Here is a 12,744-nt window from a genome sequence, read left to right on the forward strand (position 1 = left end):
GAAGCAATGGAAGCGGTTGGCCGGTATGTCGCTGCTTATGGTTTTGGCGGGCTGGACGACGGCAGTTACAAGCAAGCAAATGCCGAGCGCCATGCAAAATGGCGCGCACCCACCACAGGTGACGCAACCGCCCACGCACCACATGCCGTTCGCGGGAATGGGTCGTACTACTTTCGTCTACTCGATCGATGACATTCATGCGTTCCTGGCCAAGGTCAAGGCGGCGGAAGCGATCAACAGTCTGGTGCAGCGTTGCCTTGCCTATCCCGATCCGCCGAATAGTCACTGGTCGCACGCGACTGTCGTGGCCTATTGCCGCTACCACCTGCAGAAGGTGATCTCGTTCGCCGAGGCGCAGAAGCTCATCCAGACCGGACATGCCGCCGATCTCGACCACCAGCTTGAGCAGGATCTGCAGGCACAGATCAGTGTACCCGCGGCACCGGGCGTGCTGGACCGTACCTATTACAACGCTTTCGACAATGGCTCGTTCGATGTCCGCTCGACGCTGGATGCCTGGAAGCGCGCGTCGCCATCCAGCGCGTTCGCCTATGCGGCCAGTGGCATGGCGTATGTGGCGATGGCTTCCGATGCACGCGGTGGGGCCTATATCCGTGATACACCTCAAAGCAACATCGACGCCATGGACCGCCTGTTGGCACAGGCCGACACCGACCTGCAGCGCGCGGTTGCCTTGAACCCCAAGGTCACGCCGGCCTATGTCTCGATGATCAATGCCGGCTCGATGAGTCTGGGTGATGACTACACGCTCAATGCCGCCAAACGCGGACTGGCGGCCGCGCCCGACAACTATTCGATCTACGGCGTGCTCAGTGGTGCGGCGGAGCCCAAATGGGGCGGCTCGCTGGAAGCCATGGATCGTGTTGCTGTCCAGGCGCAGGCTTACGTAAAGCAGAACCCGCTGCTGACGATCCTGCTTTCGGCGGAGCCTGCTTACAAGTATGACGTGTGCAACTGCGAATCGTCGGCCAATTGGTCGGCTTTTCCCGTGGTGTTCGACAACGTCGCCAGCACGTCGCTCCTGTCCAACGCCGGTTTTGCCGCCAGCGAAAACGGGCATCCCGAACTGGCGGTGATCTATCTGTCAGAGGTGATGCGTTTTCAGCCTGGCGCTTGGGGTGTGCGCAGGCGGCGTGACTTCGAACTTCCTGCCGTGGGCGAATCCGACATGGCGATGGAGGACGCCAACCGCCTCATCGCCGGCAATCCCCAGATTGCCGCCAACTACCGGCTGCGTGGCGACATCTACATGTCGCTGATGGACTACCCGTCTGCCGAAAAGGATCTCGAGCACGCACTGGCCATGGCTCCCGACGACATCGAGGTGCTTTCCTCATTGGGAAACCTCTACACCAACCAGACACACGAGTGGGACAAGGCGTGGGATATTGCTGATCGCATCATCCGCAAATACCCCGGCAGTCCAGGCGGGTGGGCCATGCGGGCGACCATTGTGGAGAATCAGCCGCGCGCCGATTTGAGTGCCACCTATCAGTATTTTGTAGATCACTTTGGCAACGACCCGATCATGCAGTGGCATATCAGCCGCATGCGTGAACTCCTCACCAAATCATCGCAACCGGTTCCGGCCAGTCTGACTCCGCAGCACCCCTAGGACGTGACTCTCGTGTCACCGGTATTGCCGATCTCTCCACTCGCCGCATCACGTTCCACCGCGGACAAAGAAAAGACATGAGCCGCTCGTCCGTTGCCATCCTCGTCGTCTGTTGCGGTCTCGTTTGATGCGAGATGTATAACCCGACCCGGGTCGGTCTATTAGGTAGTTAGGCCGCAATGACGAAAGCAAGCCAGCCGAGCTACACCGATAAAATTTGCCCTGTCTGTGGCGGCAGCACAGTAGTTCAGGCTGCCCCTGCATTGGGCACTCGGTCATCGAAGTTCCATTGCTCAAGTTGCGGCGCCCATTGTCTCTATATCTCAAGCTAGGCACTAGGTCAGTTTCCCGTGCCTAACCAGTCATCCAAGCGTACGGCACCGCCGCCGCTTAATTCCAGCGTTAGGCCTTTCATTGAGCATCGCAGAATTTCAATCCAAGTCAGCCTCGTCAAGCGAGCTCGTGCTGCCGCTTTCCGAGGCTCTCGAAGCGTTGCAACTTATGGCGCAATCGGGCGTCTCTGTTTTGGGCTGGGATGGTTGGCTCCGCTACCCCGATGGTAAGCTCGGCCATTCACAGCAACACCAAGGCACCGCGTCAGTTCCACAGCTAAGTCAGGCCGAGTTATATGCTTGGTTCCGCAGCACCATGCAAGACTCGCAAGTTGAGCATCACCGCAATCCGGAGGTATCTGGCAGTGAGCTTCTTTTTTGCATCACGTACCAGGCCTAACAACTCGTTCAAGGCGGACTTCGCCGCCGCTTAACTCCAGCGTTAGGCCCATGATCTCGATCACGGCAATATCAGAAATCCATCTTCCAGATGTGCAGCTCTACGCTTCCGACCACCAAATCGCGGCCACGAGCAATCTTCCGTCGCCATACCCACAGAATGGTGCTGAGCAATGGTTTTCGGCAGTTTCGGAGCGCATTGCTGCGGGTCAGAGCCAAGTCTTCGCTGTCGTATTCAAGGAATATTTTTGCGGGATCATTTCTCTGAATGCCATCAATGATGAGGCTAAGAGCGCCGAGCTTGACTACTGGATCGCCACCCCCTTTCAGCGACGCGGTATTGCAACTCAAGCCGCATCGCTTGCTATTGGGTACGCGACTGAAACACTTTCATCCCGCAAAATCTTCAGCACTTGTCTGTCGTCAAACGAAGCATCTGCTCGCGTCCTAGAACACAATGGCTTCATCGAGATCGGTAGGCATCAGCTAAAGTCAGGCAAGTTTGTCGGGCATGAAATTCGGCGCTTCTGCTTTCAAATGCCTAACAATTCGTTCAAGGCGGATGCCTCCGGCTCCAGTGTTAGGCGTCAAGAGAAATGACCTCATCCATCGACAAACTCCATGATGCGTCTCTAGTTGCCGTTAACTTCGACTGGCAGGCACGCACATGCAGCTTCAATTTCTCAGGCACACCACATAAGCTTGAGCCGTTCACGGTCACTTTCTACAGCGTCACTGAGCTACTAATTCCCGCATCCTATCCTTGGGGTTCGTCGGTCTCAGTGTTGGAATTTCGCGAGAAAGGTGAGGGGCTTTACGAGCTTGCTATGCAGTCTGGCGACACAATCACGGTAGTGGCGCCTAACTGCTCGTTCAAGGCGGACGGCTGCGCCGCCGCTCAACTCCAGCGTTAGGTGGCAAATGAAGTCGACAGCATCGAAATGGAAAATTGCGGCTTTGATCCTAGTCACGTTGCCAACGGCTATTTGGCTCTCTCCAAAGAATCCAGATCTTCCCGTATCAAAGTTTGTGTATTTCCTTGGCTTTTTACCGCTTTTCATCGCAGCCGCCATGGAGCTTCAAAGTGAGTGGGAGGCTGTCTTAGACAAGTGGCGCAACCCCGAGTCTCATGTAAAAAATGACCAGAAAGGCAACAAAGTTTTTTATATTCTTTGTCTTACCCTTGCTGGCCTTGTGCTACTTATAATTTGCGTTGGCTCCATGCTGCACACCTAACATTTCGTTCAAGGCGGACGGCTTCGCTGCCGCTTAACTCCAGCGTTAGCCAACATGCGCATACTCGCCTTTATTGTCTTAGCCATCGTCTGTTCACAGACACTTGCATCGCCTTGCAGCGCAGTGAGTCAAAAGCTCACAACCGCGCAAAAGGTCGCATGGGCGCCTGTCTTGGCACAACAACTCAAGACCAGCTCGGCTTCGGTGCAGCAGGTCTTTTCTTTTGCCAATTGGCACATCATCTATGTCGAAACATTCGACTCCGATTCTCCTTTTCTGTTCCTCAAAGGCGAGCCTGTCCGCACTCACTTCGTAACAATATGGAGCGGTGCGGCCCGTCCAGCAGAAGAGCAAAGCATCAGGGCTTGGGCGATTCAGCACGCGCCAGGCATACCTCCCGAATTAGCCAGTTGTTTCGCTTGGCACGTTTCTAAAGCGCGTAACAGGTAGAGTTGGCGAACAACTCGTTCAAGGCGGACGGCGCCGCCGCCGCTTAACTCAGGCGTTAGGCCTATGACCACTCAGCTGCATCCGAACTTTTACCGCTGCGTGACTTGGGTATTCAGTGCCATTCTAGTGCTCGCTACCATCGGGTACCTTTGGCAGGGTTACGGCGAGGGTGACTGGTGGACCCGAGACTATATTTTCTCGATGCTCATTCCAATCGCTATTGCCCCGCTTGCTGTTTGGCTCATGTTCGTTCCATCGCAACTGGAGTTTTCTGATAGCCAGATCATCATCAAGTTTCGCTTCAGGCCGCTTTATGAGCTTTCGTGGTCGAACCTCAAATACTACGGGTCCGGCCAAAGCGTGTTCATGATTCAATTCGTCGGTTACGGCACTTTTCAGATCTTTCCTCAGGCATTCCACCGAAGTGACTGGCTGCTGCTGAAGAATTTCCTGTCATCCACGTTTCCAGAGAAAAAAGCTTCGGGCTACATCGGTAACCGAATGTTTAAGTGGCCGCGACCCAAGGTCTAACAACTCCGTAAGAGACTTCCCGTCAATACCGCCGGATTGATGTTCTTGCCTTGAGCTTTCAGGCGTTCGCTGTTCATCGTGTTGTCCTGTTTGCTGCGTCGTGCGTGTCAGTGCTGCGCGGTGTTGAACGTTGTCAGACTGCATTTCCGTAAACGGTCTTGTTGAGCCATTGCTGCCGGCTCGGACCAGGGTATAAACCGCGCCCGGAGACCTCGTTCGTTCATCGGTGTCGTCGGTGTTCGGGGATCAGCCGAAGCACGTTGGGACGTCCAGAATGTTAGTCAGGTTCTCTCCGGGTGGGTCTGACCCGTTGCTACCGCTTAGCGCTGACGTGGAACTTGTTTGCAGGTGCCGATTCATGCCATCGCAGTGAGGGTGTGCTGGTCAGCCGAACGCTGCGCCATGGCCCGAGGCCACCCAGTCGGGTGCTTCAAGCAGGCGTGCGGATCGTAGTCAAGATCATGCGCGAGCATCGCCCACAGGTTGGCGCGCGTGCTTGTTGGCAATCGCCACCAGCACCTTGCCGAACGGCATCCGGCCATCCAGCTGTCGTATCCAGATCTGCTCCGGCGTGGACTTTTCCACGCTGACCGATTTGGCCCGCTGCTGACTGCTGCGCGCGCCCTGGATCAGCAACGTGCGAAGGTACGCATCGCCACGACAGCTGATTGTGCCAAGCCGCGTGTGTCCACCGCTGGAGTGCTGTGTCGGCACCACACCCAGCCATGCGGCCAGTTGTCGACCGTTCCTGAACTCCCGTGCGCACCTGCGCCCAGTGGGCGCTGAGGTCACGCAGCAACTCCTTGAACTCATCCGGCAGCGCGGCATGCTGATCCAGTGCTGCCAGTACTCGATGCAACGCCAGGTCGCCCTTGGCCACCACGACCCCGAACTCGGCCAGAAGACCGCGCAGGCGATTGCCGATGGCCAGCGACTCGGTCTTGTAGCCCTCACGCACCCGATGCCATGCCAGCCGCGCCTGCTGGTCGACATCCTTGACCGGCACGAAGCGCATGTTGCCCTGACGGGCGGCGGTGGCGATCGCCTCGGCGTCGTTGCGATCATTCTTGCTCGTGCGGCTCTTGCGGAACGGAGTGACGAACTGCGCCGCCATCAACCGCGGCTGCAGTCCGTACTCCAGGCAGCGGCGCGCCCAATGGTGCGCGCCGCTGCACGCTTCCATCGCCACCACCGTGCCGGCCAGCCGCTGGGCCAGCCACAGCGCAAACGCCTCGCGTTCCAGATCCCGCCGGCCCAGCACGTGGCCTGCCGCATCCATCTCACACACCGAAAACAGGCTCTTCGCCAAGTCCACGCCAATGGTTATAGTGCTCATGGAGACTTCCTCTTCTGCTGACGGATGTTTCGCAACACCATCATGGCCCTCGAGGCCGAAAGGGGAGGAAGTCTCTTTTTACTCGTTCAAGGCGGACGCCTTCGGCGCCGCTTAATTCCAGTGTTAGGCCTCATTGGAGGAATCAGCAGTGATCAAGGAAGTTGGCGGAGTCCCCATACAACCCAAGCATCGGGCTACTTGCCATTGCGGCTCAGTGGAGCTGGAATTAGATCTCCCGGATGGCATCGTCAATCCGAGACGTTGTGACTGCTCCATTTGCAGGCGCAAAGGCGCTGTCGTAGCCTCCGTATCGCTGAGCGGCATCCGCATCGTCAAAGGAGCCGAGTACCTCAAGCTCTATCAGTTCAACACTCTCATAGCCAAGCACTACTTTTGCTCCAACTGCGGTATCTACACGCATCATCAACGCCGTTCAAATCCGGAGCAATATGGCTACAACGTTGGCTGCCTTGAGGGTGTCAATCCCTTAGCCATTCCAGATGTTCCCACAAATGACGGCGTCAACCATCCAGCGGATCGGCATGAGGCCTAACATCTCGTTCAAGGCGGACGCCTCCGGCGCCGCTTAACTCCAGCGTTAGGCCCACAAATGCAGAATGTGCTGGTACCAATTATTTTCTTGGTCATCGCCAACCTTGCTGTCACGGTTGGCGTCGTCCGCAGTGCCTCCTACCGAACTAGCCAAAAGGTTTTACAGTCCGTGATCGTGTGGCTGCTGCCAGTCTTAGGCTTCGCTTGGATCGGTTACATGCTTCGCGAGGACACATTCACCACACCCAAACCCAATCCATATGCCAACAGGGATGACTCGCAAGCGTTCAACCTTTACTCAGGGGATCCAGCAAATCGTCACTAAGTGCATTGTTGTTGCGCAGTGGCGTGGGTCCTAACAAATCATTCAAGGCGGACGGGCTTCGCCGCCGCTTAATTCCAGCGTTAGGCTTCCTATGGAACGGAGATTTACTGTCGACCTTGAAGTGATGCGCGCTTGGTCTCAGAGCTGCGCGGTCAATAGTCGCGAAACCCTGTGGCTTTGGCCGCTGGCTCTATTCAGCACAGTGGGGCCGATTGTCGTAGTTGCCGTTTTCGGCGCGTCATACTTCATTGCAGCGTTTGTCGCTTTCTCCGTAGGCTTACTCGTAACTGGCGCAGCCCTCAGCATTAAGGCACCGCAGCTATTCTGCCCTCACTGTGGTCAACGTCCTCTGCGGTGGTTTAAGCTCAACCTTCATCGCCGCAACATGTCTCCATTGTCGGCAGAGTACTGCGAACACTGTTTTTACTGGTTGCAGGAATCGTCCGCTCCGCGTGTGAGCATCTAACAACTCGTTCAAGGCGGACGGTTCCGCCACCGCTTAACTCCAGCGTTAGGCCTCTCAAGATCACATGGACGCACTCTTAGAGTCAGAGCTACTTGCAGCCCTAGATCACCACGACAATTTGGTGCGCCAGTGCGCTGCCGGCGAACTGCCATTCTTGGAATTCTGCGTGAGCTACGACAGCTTCTACTGCGCTTATGCATTGGACGGCCACGAGTACGATTTTGCTGGTCAAGCTCTGCTTGCGAAACTTGCTAATCGCATCGCACCACATCAGGCCATCGCGGAGCATATTTTGTCTAGAGTTTGCTCCGACGCAGATTCAACCCTAGACGCCTATCGCCGAGCTGGTCGCTTTGGCTCCGCCGAGGCTGTCAAAAGGCTTAAGCTAGTCGCAGCAGGTCTGCCCGGTGGCGAGGCCTAACCACTCTTCAAGGTGGACGGGCTACGCCGCCGCTTAACTCCAGCGTTAGAGCTCATGATTGATGCACAGGCGCGATCCAAACTTGCAGAGCTTTCGCGTTCATTGGTCGCGGGGCTCATCACGAACTATCAGTTTGACGATCGCATTCCGAGATCAAGCGATCCCGCAATTCGTGAAATTTACAACAAGGCTTTCTGGCTCATGTACTGCGATTTGCGTCAGTACCACCTCAAAGGGCGCGATCGGCTTTCTCCGCAAGTACGCGAAGTCGCTGCACGCTGCATCCTCTTTCTCAAGTCGGGGCTTCTATACGGTTGGCCTGTTCTCTCACAGCCTGCAGCTGTTCTGCTCACCATCGCCAATTTGTTCACACTGAGCATTGCCGGCAGGATTTACTCGCATCGGGCCACTCGCGGTCGCGACATTTCCTATTGGCCATTTCTTTCAGGCGAGCAATACTCAGCGACGTTACGTTCACCGGCCTATCTATCGGGCAATGGGTTCTAACCACTCGTTCAAGGTGGCTTCGCCGCCGCTTAACTCCAGCGTTAGACCTTGAAGAGCGTTGCCATCATGATTCCGCCCATTTTGTTCAAAGCCAAACATGCCGCTCTTTGGTTTTGGCTCGGCTTCATGGCATGCATGATCTTGTCCCTCGGGGCTAAGCACCTGGGCTGGGAGACGGTTTCAGTCATCCTATCCGGCGGTATGCTGCTTTTTGCGGTCTCATTTGGTGGCTGTTTCCTTCTCATGTTTGTGCTCATATTTGCGGCAATCATTAGGTTTCTTATCGGTGGCCGCCGCAATGTCTAACTACTCGTTCAAGGCGGAAGCCTTTGGCGCCGCTTAACTCCAGCGTTGAACGTCTGCTTCTGGTCGATTCTGTTGAAAAACTCCAACTTAAAAAATAGACGTCCAAATTTTGAATCGCGACGGCAACGACAATTCGATTCTGTACAAATTTACACATTCAGGCCGACAGAAAGCGATTGTTGCGGCCGGATTTTCTCGCTTTAAACGATCTCGAGTTTTCGAAGCGAGTTTTTCAACACTATCGGCCGTCGGCCGCCCTTGGCGTCCGGACGACGACCGAGCAAGCTGCGAGGGGCAGAGGTCGACCCAGGCTGTGTGAAAACTCAAGGTCGGCTCTGACGAACGCAAATCTCGATTGTTTTTGCCGTCTGTGGCGAAATCTGAGTGTCTGGACATCTGCTCATTGCTCAGAATGCGACTCTCGCGAGCAACGCAAATAGTTTTCACACAGCCTGGACCCATAGCAGACCTCTCTGACGACCAGAATTGGGCAATACCAGAAGGGTGACCAACACTGGCACAAAGTTCAGACCGCGCTGGAAGACTGCTCAACCATCACCGGAATCCACACCCGAAAAAAGAAAGCGGACCATTGTCGAATACGGCGGACGCCGTTCGTCGACTTGATGAGTTGCTAAACATGTTCAATGACACGATGGAAACCGCATGAAATTTCTTCTGACGTCCGGCGGCATTACCAACGCCAGCATCCACGCCGCACTGGTCGAGCTGTTGGGCAAGCCCATCGCCGAGTGCAGCGCGCTCTTCATTCCCACCGCCATGTATGCCTATCCGCGCCATGCTGCCATGGCGTGGCAGGCGTTCGCCGGAAAAGCGCGGAGCCCTTTGTGTGAACTGGGCTGGAAATCGCTGGGCGTTCTGGAACTCACCGCACTGCCGAGCATCGCTAAAGAAGATTGGATCCCTCTGGTGGAAGAGGCGGATGCCCTGTTGGTGTGGGGCGGTGACCCCGTCTATCTGGCTGACTGGATGCGTCGGTCCGGCCTCGCCGAGCTGTTGCCCTCACTGCGAGATGAATTGGTTTACGTGGGCGTAAGCGCCGGGAGCATGGCGGTGTCTTCGACATTTTCAGAAAACTACTCCAATCCGCCCAGTGGTCATCGCGACGCGCTGACGTCTGAGAACTTCTCGTTCGCAACTGCGGAGGGCGAGGTCCCAAGCCTTCTGGTCACGGCCCACGGAGCAGGGTGGGTCGACTTTGCATTGATCCCGCATTTCGACAACCCGAATCATCCGGATGCCTGCTTGGAGAATGCTGAAAAATGGGCCGCCAAAATACCGGCGCCGGTCTATGCCATTGATGATCAGACCGCCATCGCAGTGAGCCATGGTGTCGTCCAAGTCGTTTCCGAAGGTCATTGGAAATTGTTTTTGCCGACTGCGTAGACGGGCGCACGCGCAAATAAGGGGAAGGAGGTAATTAAACGTGGATAACTACCTCCGTCTCCTTTGATTTGGCTGCTCACGCAATGATCCGATTACGATGTTATAACTTTATCTGTTGGGATAAAGAGCGTCACCGGCAGCACGTGCTAAAACTGAAAACAGAGCCGCCTGCATTGGCTGTCAGCCGATTGAAGCCATCACTCGCGCGACTGCGCCACTACGCTGCCGTCGGTTGGATCGACCAGCAGGTTGATGTCGCTGCCTTGCGGTGATTTGGCGGCGACGCTCCACAGGCCGTCATCGAATTTGACGTCAGTGAAGTTCTGGTAGCCGGCCGTTGCCAGCTTGGCTTTAACTTCGTCCGCGTTGAGGGCGGACGGCGCATCGGCTGGATAGACTCTGCCGGTGACCGGGCCGACGGCCAGCCTGGACCATTGCTTGTTGCCGCCGCGGGCCTTGGTGCGCCAGACGCCATCCTTGAACGCCAGACCTTCGACTTCTTTGTAACCGGCGTTGGCGATGGACGTTTCGATGGCGTCCTGGGTCAGCGCGCCGCTGGCTGGAGTCGCCCATGTCACGGTGGTGGCCGTCATCTGGGTGGCGGCGGCCGGCGTCGGTGCGTTTTGCGCCATAGAGGCACTGCAAACCGACAATCCCAGCAAGAGGGGAAGCATGCGCTTGTTCATGGTGAAGTCCTTCTGTGTCAACGAAGTTTGGGAGGCCAGCTTGCGCAGGCGTCAGGCAAACCGGCGTGAACGGGCGAATTCCGTTTAGCCCCGACTCAGGCCACCGCAAGAGGACCTCCGTGCCAGAGAATGAACATTTCATCGACCAAGTCCGCCATCCGGCTAAACCGGCAGCGCGAATCACGAAAGCCGGGCGCTGTGGAGGAAGGTTCACTCTCTCGCGACCAGGGTGCTGAGGGACGGAGCGATCGTCGGGCATGGCACGATTGCCGAGATACGGGATCCACATCTCCAGATGGAACTCGATGAACTCACAAGGGAGATCGTGAAACAAAAAAGTTAGTGCCACGATTTTGTGGTCACTACTTCTGACCATCGCCGAGCATTTTTCCTAAGTTTAAGGATAAATACGCTGCGGAATAGCCTCCGCGAAGAAATCGGTGACTCGTCGCACGCGCGCCGGTACAAATCGGCGCCTTGGCCAGATGAGGCTTATGTCTCTGGCGTCGCTCATGAATTCGTCGAGAACGGTGATGACTTCGGTATCTCGGAGATCATCGGCAAGGGAGACCTTGGCAAACCGGCCGATTCCCACACCGGCTAGCACACCAGCCCGGATCGTTTCGACACTGTTGGACGTGAGATTTCCGCGCACGGCCACGCTAAACCGTCCCTCTGGCCCCACAAAAGGCCAATGCGTTGACTCCGTCAAGCCGCGATATAAAAGGCAATTGTGATCGACGAGCTCGGCGGGGGTCTTTGGCATTCCGCGTTGCTCGAAGTAGCGGCGAGACCCGACACATACGAGGGGAGTGCTGGCCACGCGCCTGGCGATCGCGTCAGGATCGTTCACGCGCCCGACCCGGATCGCCAGATCAATCCCATCTTCCACCATATCTCGCACGAAGTCAGAGAGAACGAGATCTACCTGAAGGCCGGGATGGAGTGATAACAGGTCGGGGATAAGCGGCAAAATATGAAGACGGCCGAAAGTACCCGATGCAGCGATCCTGATTAGACCCGAGACTTTATGCGTGCTGTTGGTCAGTTCGCTGTCGGCGTCATCCATACCGTCAAGAAGCGGTTTTGCTCGATCGTAGTATCTCCTTCCTTGGTCCGTAAGCGTCACGCTACGCGTGTTTCGGTTAAACAACACCACGCCGAGGCGCTTCTCGAGCGCGCCGATGGCTTTACTGATCGCCGACTGTGAATCGCCGGTTCTACGCGCGGCGGCGGTAAAACCGCCTGCTTCCACCACGGCTATGAAGGCGCTTAATTCGTGGAATCTATCCAACCCATTCGCCTTGAGAATTAATGTTATTGAAATCTAGGCCATTATCAGCGGTTCTGACATCACCCACAATCTCCGTTCTCTCCACCGTTGAGGAATGGCGTCATGAATATCGATCTCACTGGCCGCAAGGCGGTCGTTACTGGGTCCACGGCAGGCATCGGCCGAGCCATTGCAGAAGGACTGGCACGCGCCGGCGCCTCGGTCGTGGTCAACGGCCGCCGCGAGGACAGGGTTGCCGCAACGCTTCGCGACTTGCGCGCGCTTTTCCCAAAGGTTGAATTCATCGGTATCGTCGCCGACCTTGCGACCTCGGAAGGCGCAGCGGAATTGTTCGCGCGGGCACCAGATGCGGACATTCTCGTCAACAACGTGGGCACGGGGCGAGCGAAGCCCTTCTTCGATATTGGCGATAGCGAGTGGACCGATCTCTTTGAGCTGAACGTCATGAGCGGGATTCGCGCCTCCCGTCACTATGTGCCGAACATGACGAAGCGCGGCTGGGGTCGCGTTGTCTTCATCAGTAGCGAGTCCGCGCTCGCCATCCCCAAAGACATGATCGACTACGCCATGACCAAGACCGCTCAGCTCGCCGTTGCTAGGGGCTTGGCCGAGGTGGTCGGCGGAACGGGTGTCACCGTCAATTCGGTCCTCCCTGGTCCGACCAATTCGGAGATCATGAGCGGCTGGATGAAGGCGACCGCAGAAGAGCAAGGCATAACGCAACAGGAAGCCGAACAACAGTTCATAAAGACGATGCGCCCGACGTCGCTCCTCAATCGCTTTGCGACAACCGAAGAAGTCGCAAACCTGGTCGTCTATGTCTGCTCGGAGCAGGCGTCAGGGACAACTGGCACCTCCTT

15 protein-coding genes and 1 pseudogene are annotated in these 12,744 nt (G+C 56.5%); 13 read left to right on the forward strand and 3 right to left on the reverse strand.

Annotated features, from left to right (window positions below; genetic code table 11):
• Positions 1 to 157: 157 nt before the first annotated feature.
• The 7 genes from HDE79_RS18240 (at position 158) to HDE79_RS18270 (ending at position 4,584) form a co-directional block, all read left to right on the forward strand.
• A complete protein-coding gene (locus tag HDE79_RS18240) occupies positions 158 to 1,636 on the forward strand; it encodes a DUF4034 domain-containing protein (RefSeq protein WP_184604074.1) in 1,479 nt (492 codons plus the stop codon).
• Positions 1,637 to 2,050: 414 nt separating this feature from the next.
• Complete coding sequence (locus tag HDE79_RS18245) at positions 2,051 to 2,368, forward strand: hypothetical protein (protein WP_184604076.1); 318 nt, start codon at positions 2,051 to 2,053, stop codon at positions 2,366 to 2,368.
• Between the two features lie 50 nt (positions 2,369 to 2,418).
• Positions 2,419 to 2,967 (forward strand): GNAT family N-acetyltransferase, encoded by a 549-nt coding sequence (locus HDE79_RS18250; protein ID WP_184604078.1) that lies wholly within the window; start codon positions 2,419 to 2,421, stop codon positions 2,965 to 2,967.
• Entirely contained in the window at positions 2,964 to 3,281 is a 318-nt protein-coding gene (locus HDE79_RS18255) for a hypothetical protein (RefSeq protein ID WP_184604079.1), read from the forward strand. Before HDE79_RS18250 ends, HDE79_RS18255 begins: the two co-directional genes overlap by 4 nt.
• Positions 3,282 to 3,288: 7 nt before the next feature.
• Positions 3,289 to 3,603, forward strand: a complete 315-nt coding sequence (locus tag HDE79_RS18260; RefSeq protein WP_184604081.1) for a hypothetical protein — start codon at positions 3,289 to 3,291, stop codon at positions 3,601 to 3,603.
• A 54-nt stretch (positions 3,604 to 3,657) separates the two neighbouring features.
• Complete coding sequence (locus tag HDE79_RS18265) at positions 3,658 to 4,053, forward strand: hypothetical protein (protein WP_184604083.1); 396 nt, start codon at positions 3,658 to 3,660, stop codon at positions 4,051 to 4,053.
• A 63-nt stretch (positions 4,054 to 4,116) separates the two neighbouring features.
• Complete coding sequence (locus HDE79_RS18270) at positions 4,117 to 4,584, forward strand: hypothetical protein (RefSeq protein ID WP_184604085.1); 468 nt, start codon at positions 4,117 to 4,119, stop codon at positions 4,582 to 4,584.
• Between the two features lie 356 nt (positions 4,585 to 4,940).
• On the opposite strand, the pseudogene HDE79_RS18275 reads toward HDE79_RS18270, so the two are convergent.
• A pseudogene (locus HDE79_RS18275) lies at positions 4,941 to 5,920 on the reverse strand (IS110 family transposase).
• A gap of 148 nt (positions 5,921 to 6,068) precedes the next feature.
• On the opposite strand from HDE79_RS18275, the gene HDE79_RS18280 reads away from it, so the two are divergent.
• The 5 genes from HDE79_RS18280 to HDE79_RS18300 all read left to right on the forward strand — a co-directional run bounded on the left by HDE79_RS18280 (position 6,069) and on the right by HDE79_RS18300 (position 9,904).
• Positions 6,069 to 6,473, forward strand: coding sequence for a GFA family protein (locus tag HDE79_RS18280; protein WP_343206000.1), 405 nt, complete (start codon positions 6,069 to 6,071; stop codon positions 6,471 to 6,473).
• Positions 6,474 to 7,429: 956 nt separating this feature from the next.
• A complete protein-coding gene (locus HDE79_RS18285; protein WP_184604086.1) occupies positions 7,430 to 7,684 on the forward strand; it encodes a hypothetical protein in 255 nt (84 codons plus the stop codon).
• A gap of 54 nt (positions 7,685 to 7,738) precedes the next feature.
• Positions 7,739 to 8,191: a hypothetical protein gene (locus HDE79_RS18290; protein WP_184604088.1), complete on the forward strand. Its 453-nt coding sequence runs from the start codon at positions 7,739 to 7,741 to the stop codon at positions 8,189 to 8,191.
• A 66-nt stretch (positions 8,192 to 8,257) separates the two neighbouring features.
• Entirely contained in the window at positions 8,258 to 8,497 is a 240-nt protein-coding gene (locus tag HDE79_RS18295) for a hypothetical protein (RefSeq protein ID WP_184604089.1), read from the forward strand.
• A 666-nt stretch (positions 8,498 to 9,163) separates the two neighbouring features.
• On the forward strand, positions 9,164 to 9,904 hold the full coding sequence (locus HDE79_RS18300; protein ID WP_184604095.1) for a Type 1 glutamine amidotransferase-like domain-containing protein: 741 nt from the start codon (positions 9,164 to 9,166) through the stop codon (positions 9,902 to 9,904).
• 197 nt (positions 9,905 to 10,101) lie between these two features.
• On the opposite strand, the gene HDE79_RS18305 is transcribed toward HDE79_RS18300, so the two are convergent.
• Both HDE79_RS18305 and HDE79_RS18310 read right to left on the reverse strand, forming a co-directional pair.
• Positions 10,102 to 10,590 carry a PepSY domain-containing protein gene (locus HDE79_RS18305; RefSeq protein WP_184604097.1) on the reverse strand — a complete coding sequence of 163 codons (489 nt, stop codon included), beginning with the start codon at positions 10,588 to 10,590 and terminating at the stop codon, positions 10,102 to 10,104.
• Between the two features lie 397 nt (positions 10,591 to 10,987).
• Positions 10,988 to 11,884, reverse strand: a complete 897-nt coding sequence (locus tag HDE79_RS18310; RefSeq protein WP_184604099.1) for a LysR family transcriptional regulator — start codon at positions 11,882 to 11,884, stop codon at positions 10,988 to 10,990.
• A gap of 102 nt (positions 11,885 to 11,986) precedes the next feature.
• Here HDE79_RS18310 and HDE79_RS18315 point away from each other — a divergent pair.
• On the forward strand, positions 11,987 to 12,744 hold a 758-nt coding region (locus HDE79_RS18315; protein ID WP_184604100.1), incomplete at its 3' end, for an SDR family NAD(P)-dependent oxidoreductase.

Source organism: Rhodanobacter sp. MP1X3 (assembly GCF_014207165.1).
GTDB lineage: Bacteria > Pseudomonadota > Gammaproteobacteria > Xanthomonadales > Rhodanobacteraceae > Rhodanobacter.

Excerpts from the sequence above, each read along its gene's own strand:
- HDE79_RS18295 (WP_184604089.1), top strand. The coding sequence starts at position 8,258 with ATGATTCCGCCCATTTTGTTCAAAGCCAAACATGCCGCTCTTTGGTTT.
- HDE79_RS18300 (WP_184604095.1), top strand. The coding sequence starts at position 9,164 with ATGAAATTTCTTCTGACGTCCGGCGGCATTACCAACGCCAGCATCCAC.
- HDE79_RS18270 (WP_184604085.1), top strand. The coding sequence starts at position 4,117 with ATGACCACTCAGCTGCATCCGAACTTTTACCGCTGCGTGACTTGGGTA.
- HDE79_RS18305 (WP_184604097.1), bottom strand. The coding sequence starts at position 10,590 with ATGAACAAGCGCATGCTTCCCCTCTTGCTGGGATTGTCGGTTTGCAGT.
- HDE79_RS18290 (WP_184604088.1), top strand. The coding sequence starts at position 7,739 with ATGATTGATGCACAGGCGCGATCCAAACTTGCAGAGCTTTCGCGTTCA.
- HDE79_RS18250 (WP_184604078.1), top strand. The coding sequence starts at position 2,419 with ATGATCTCGATCACGGCAATATCAGAAATCCATCTTCCAGATGTGCAG.
- HDE79_RS18260 (WP_184604081.1), top strand. The coding sequence starts at position 3,289 with ATGAAGTCGACAGCATCGAAATGGAAAATTGCGGCTTTGATCCTAGTC.
- HDE79_RS18240 (WP_184604074.1), top strand. The coding sequence starts at position 158 with ATGGGTCGTACTACTTTCGTCTACTCGATCGATGACATTCATGCGTTC.
- HDE79_RS18265 (WP_184604083.1), top strand. The coding sequence starts at position 3,658 with ATGCGCATACTCGCCTTTATTGTCTTAGCCATCGTCTGTTCACAGACA.
- HDE79_RS18255 (WP_184604079.1), top strand. The coding sequence starts at position 2,964 with ATGACCTCATCCATCGACAAACTCCATGATGCGTCTCTAGTTGCCGTT.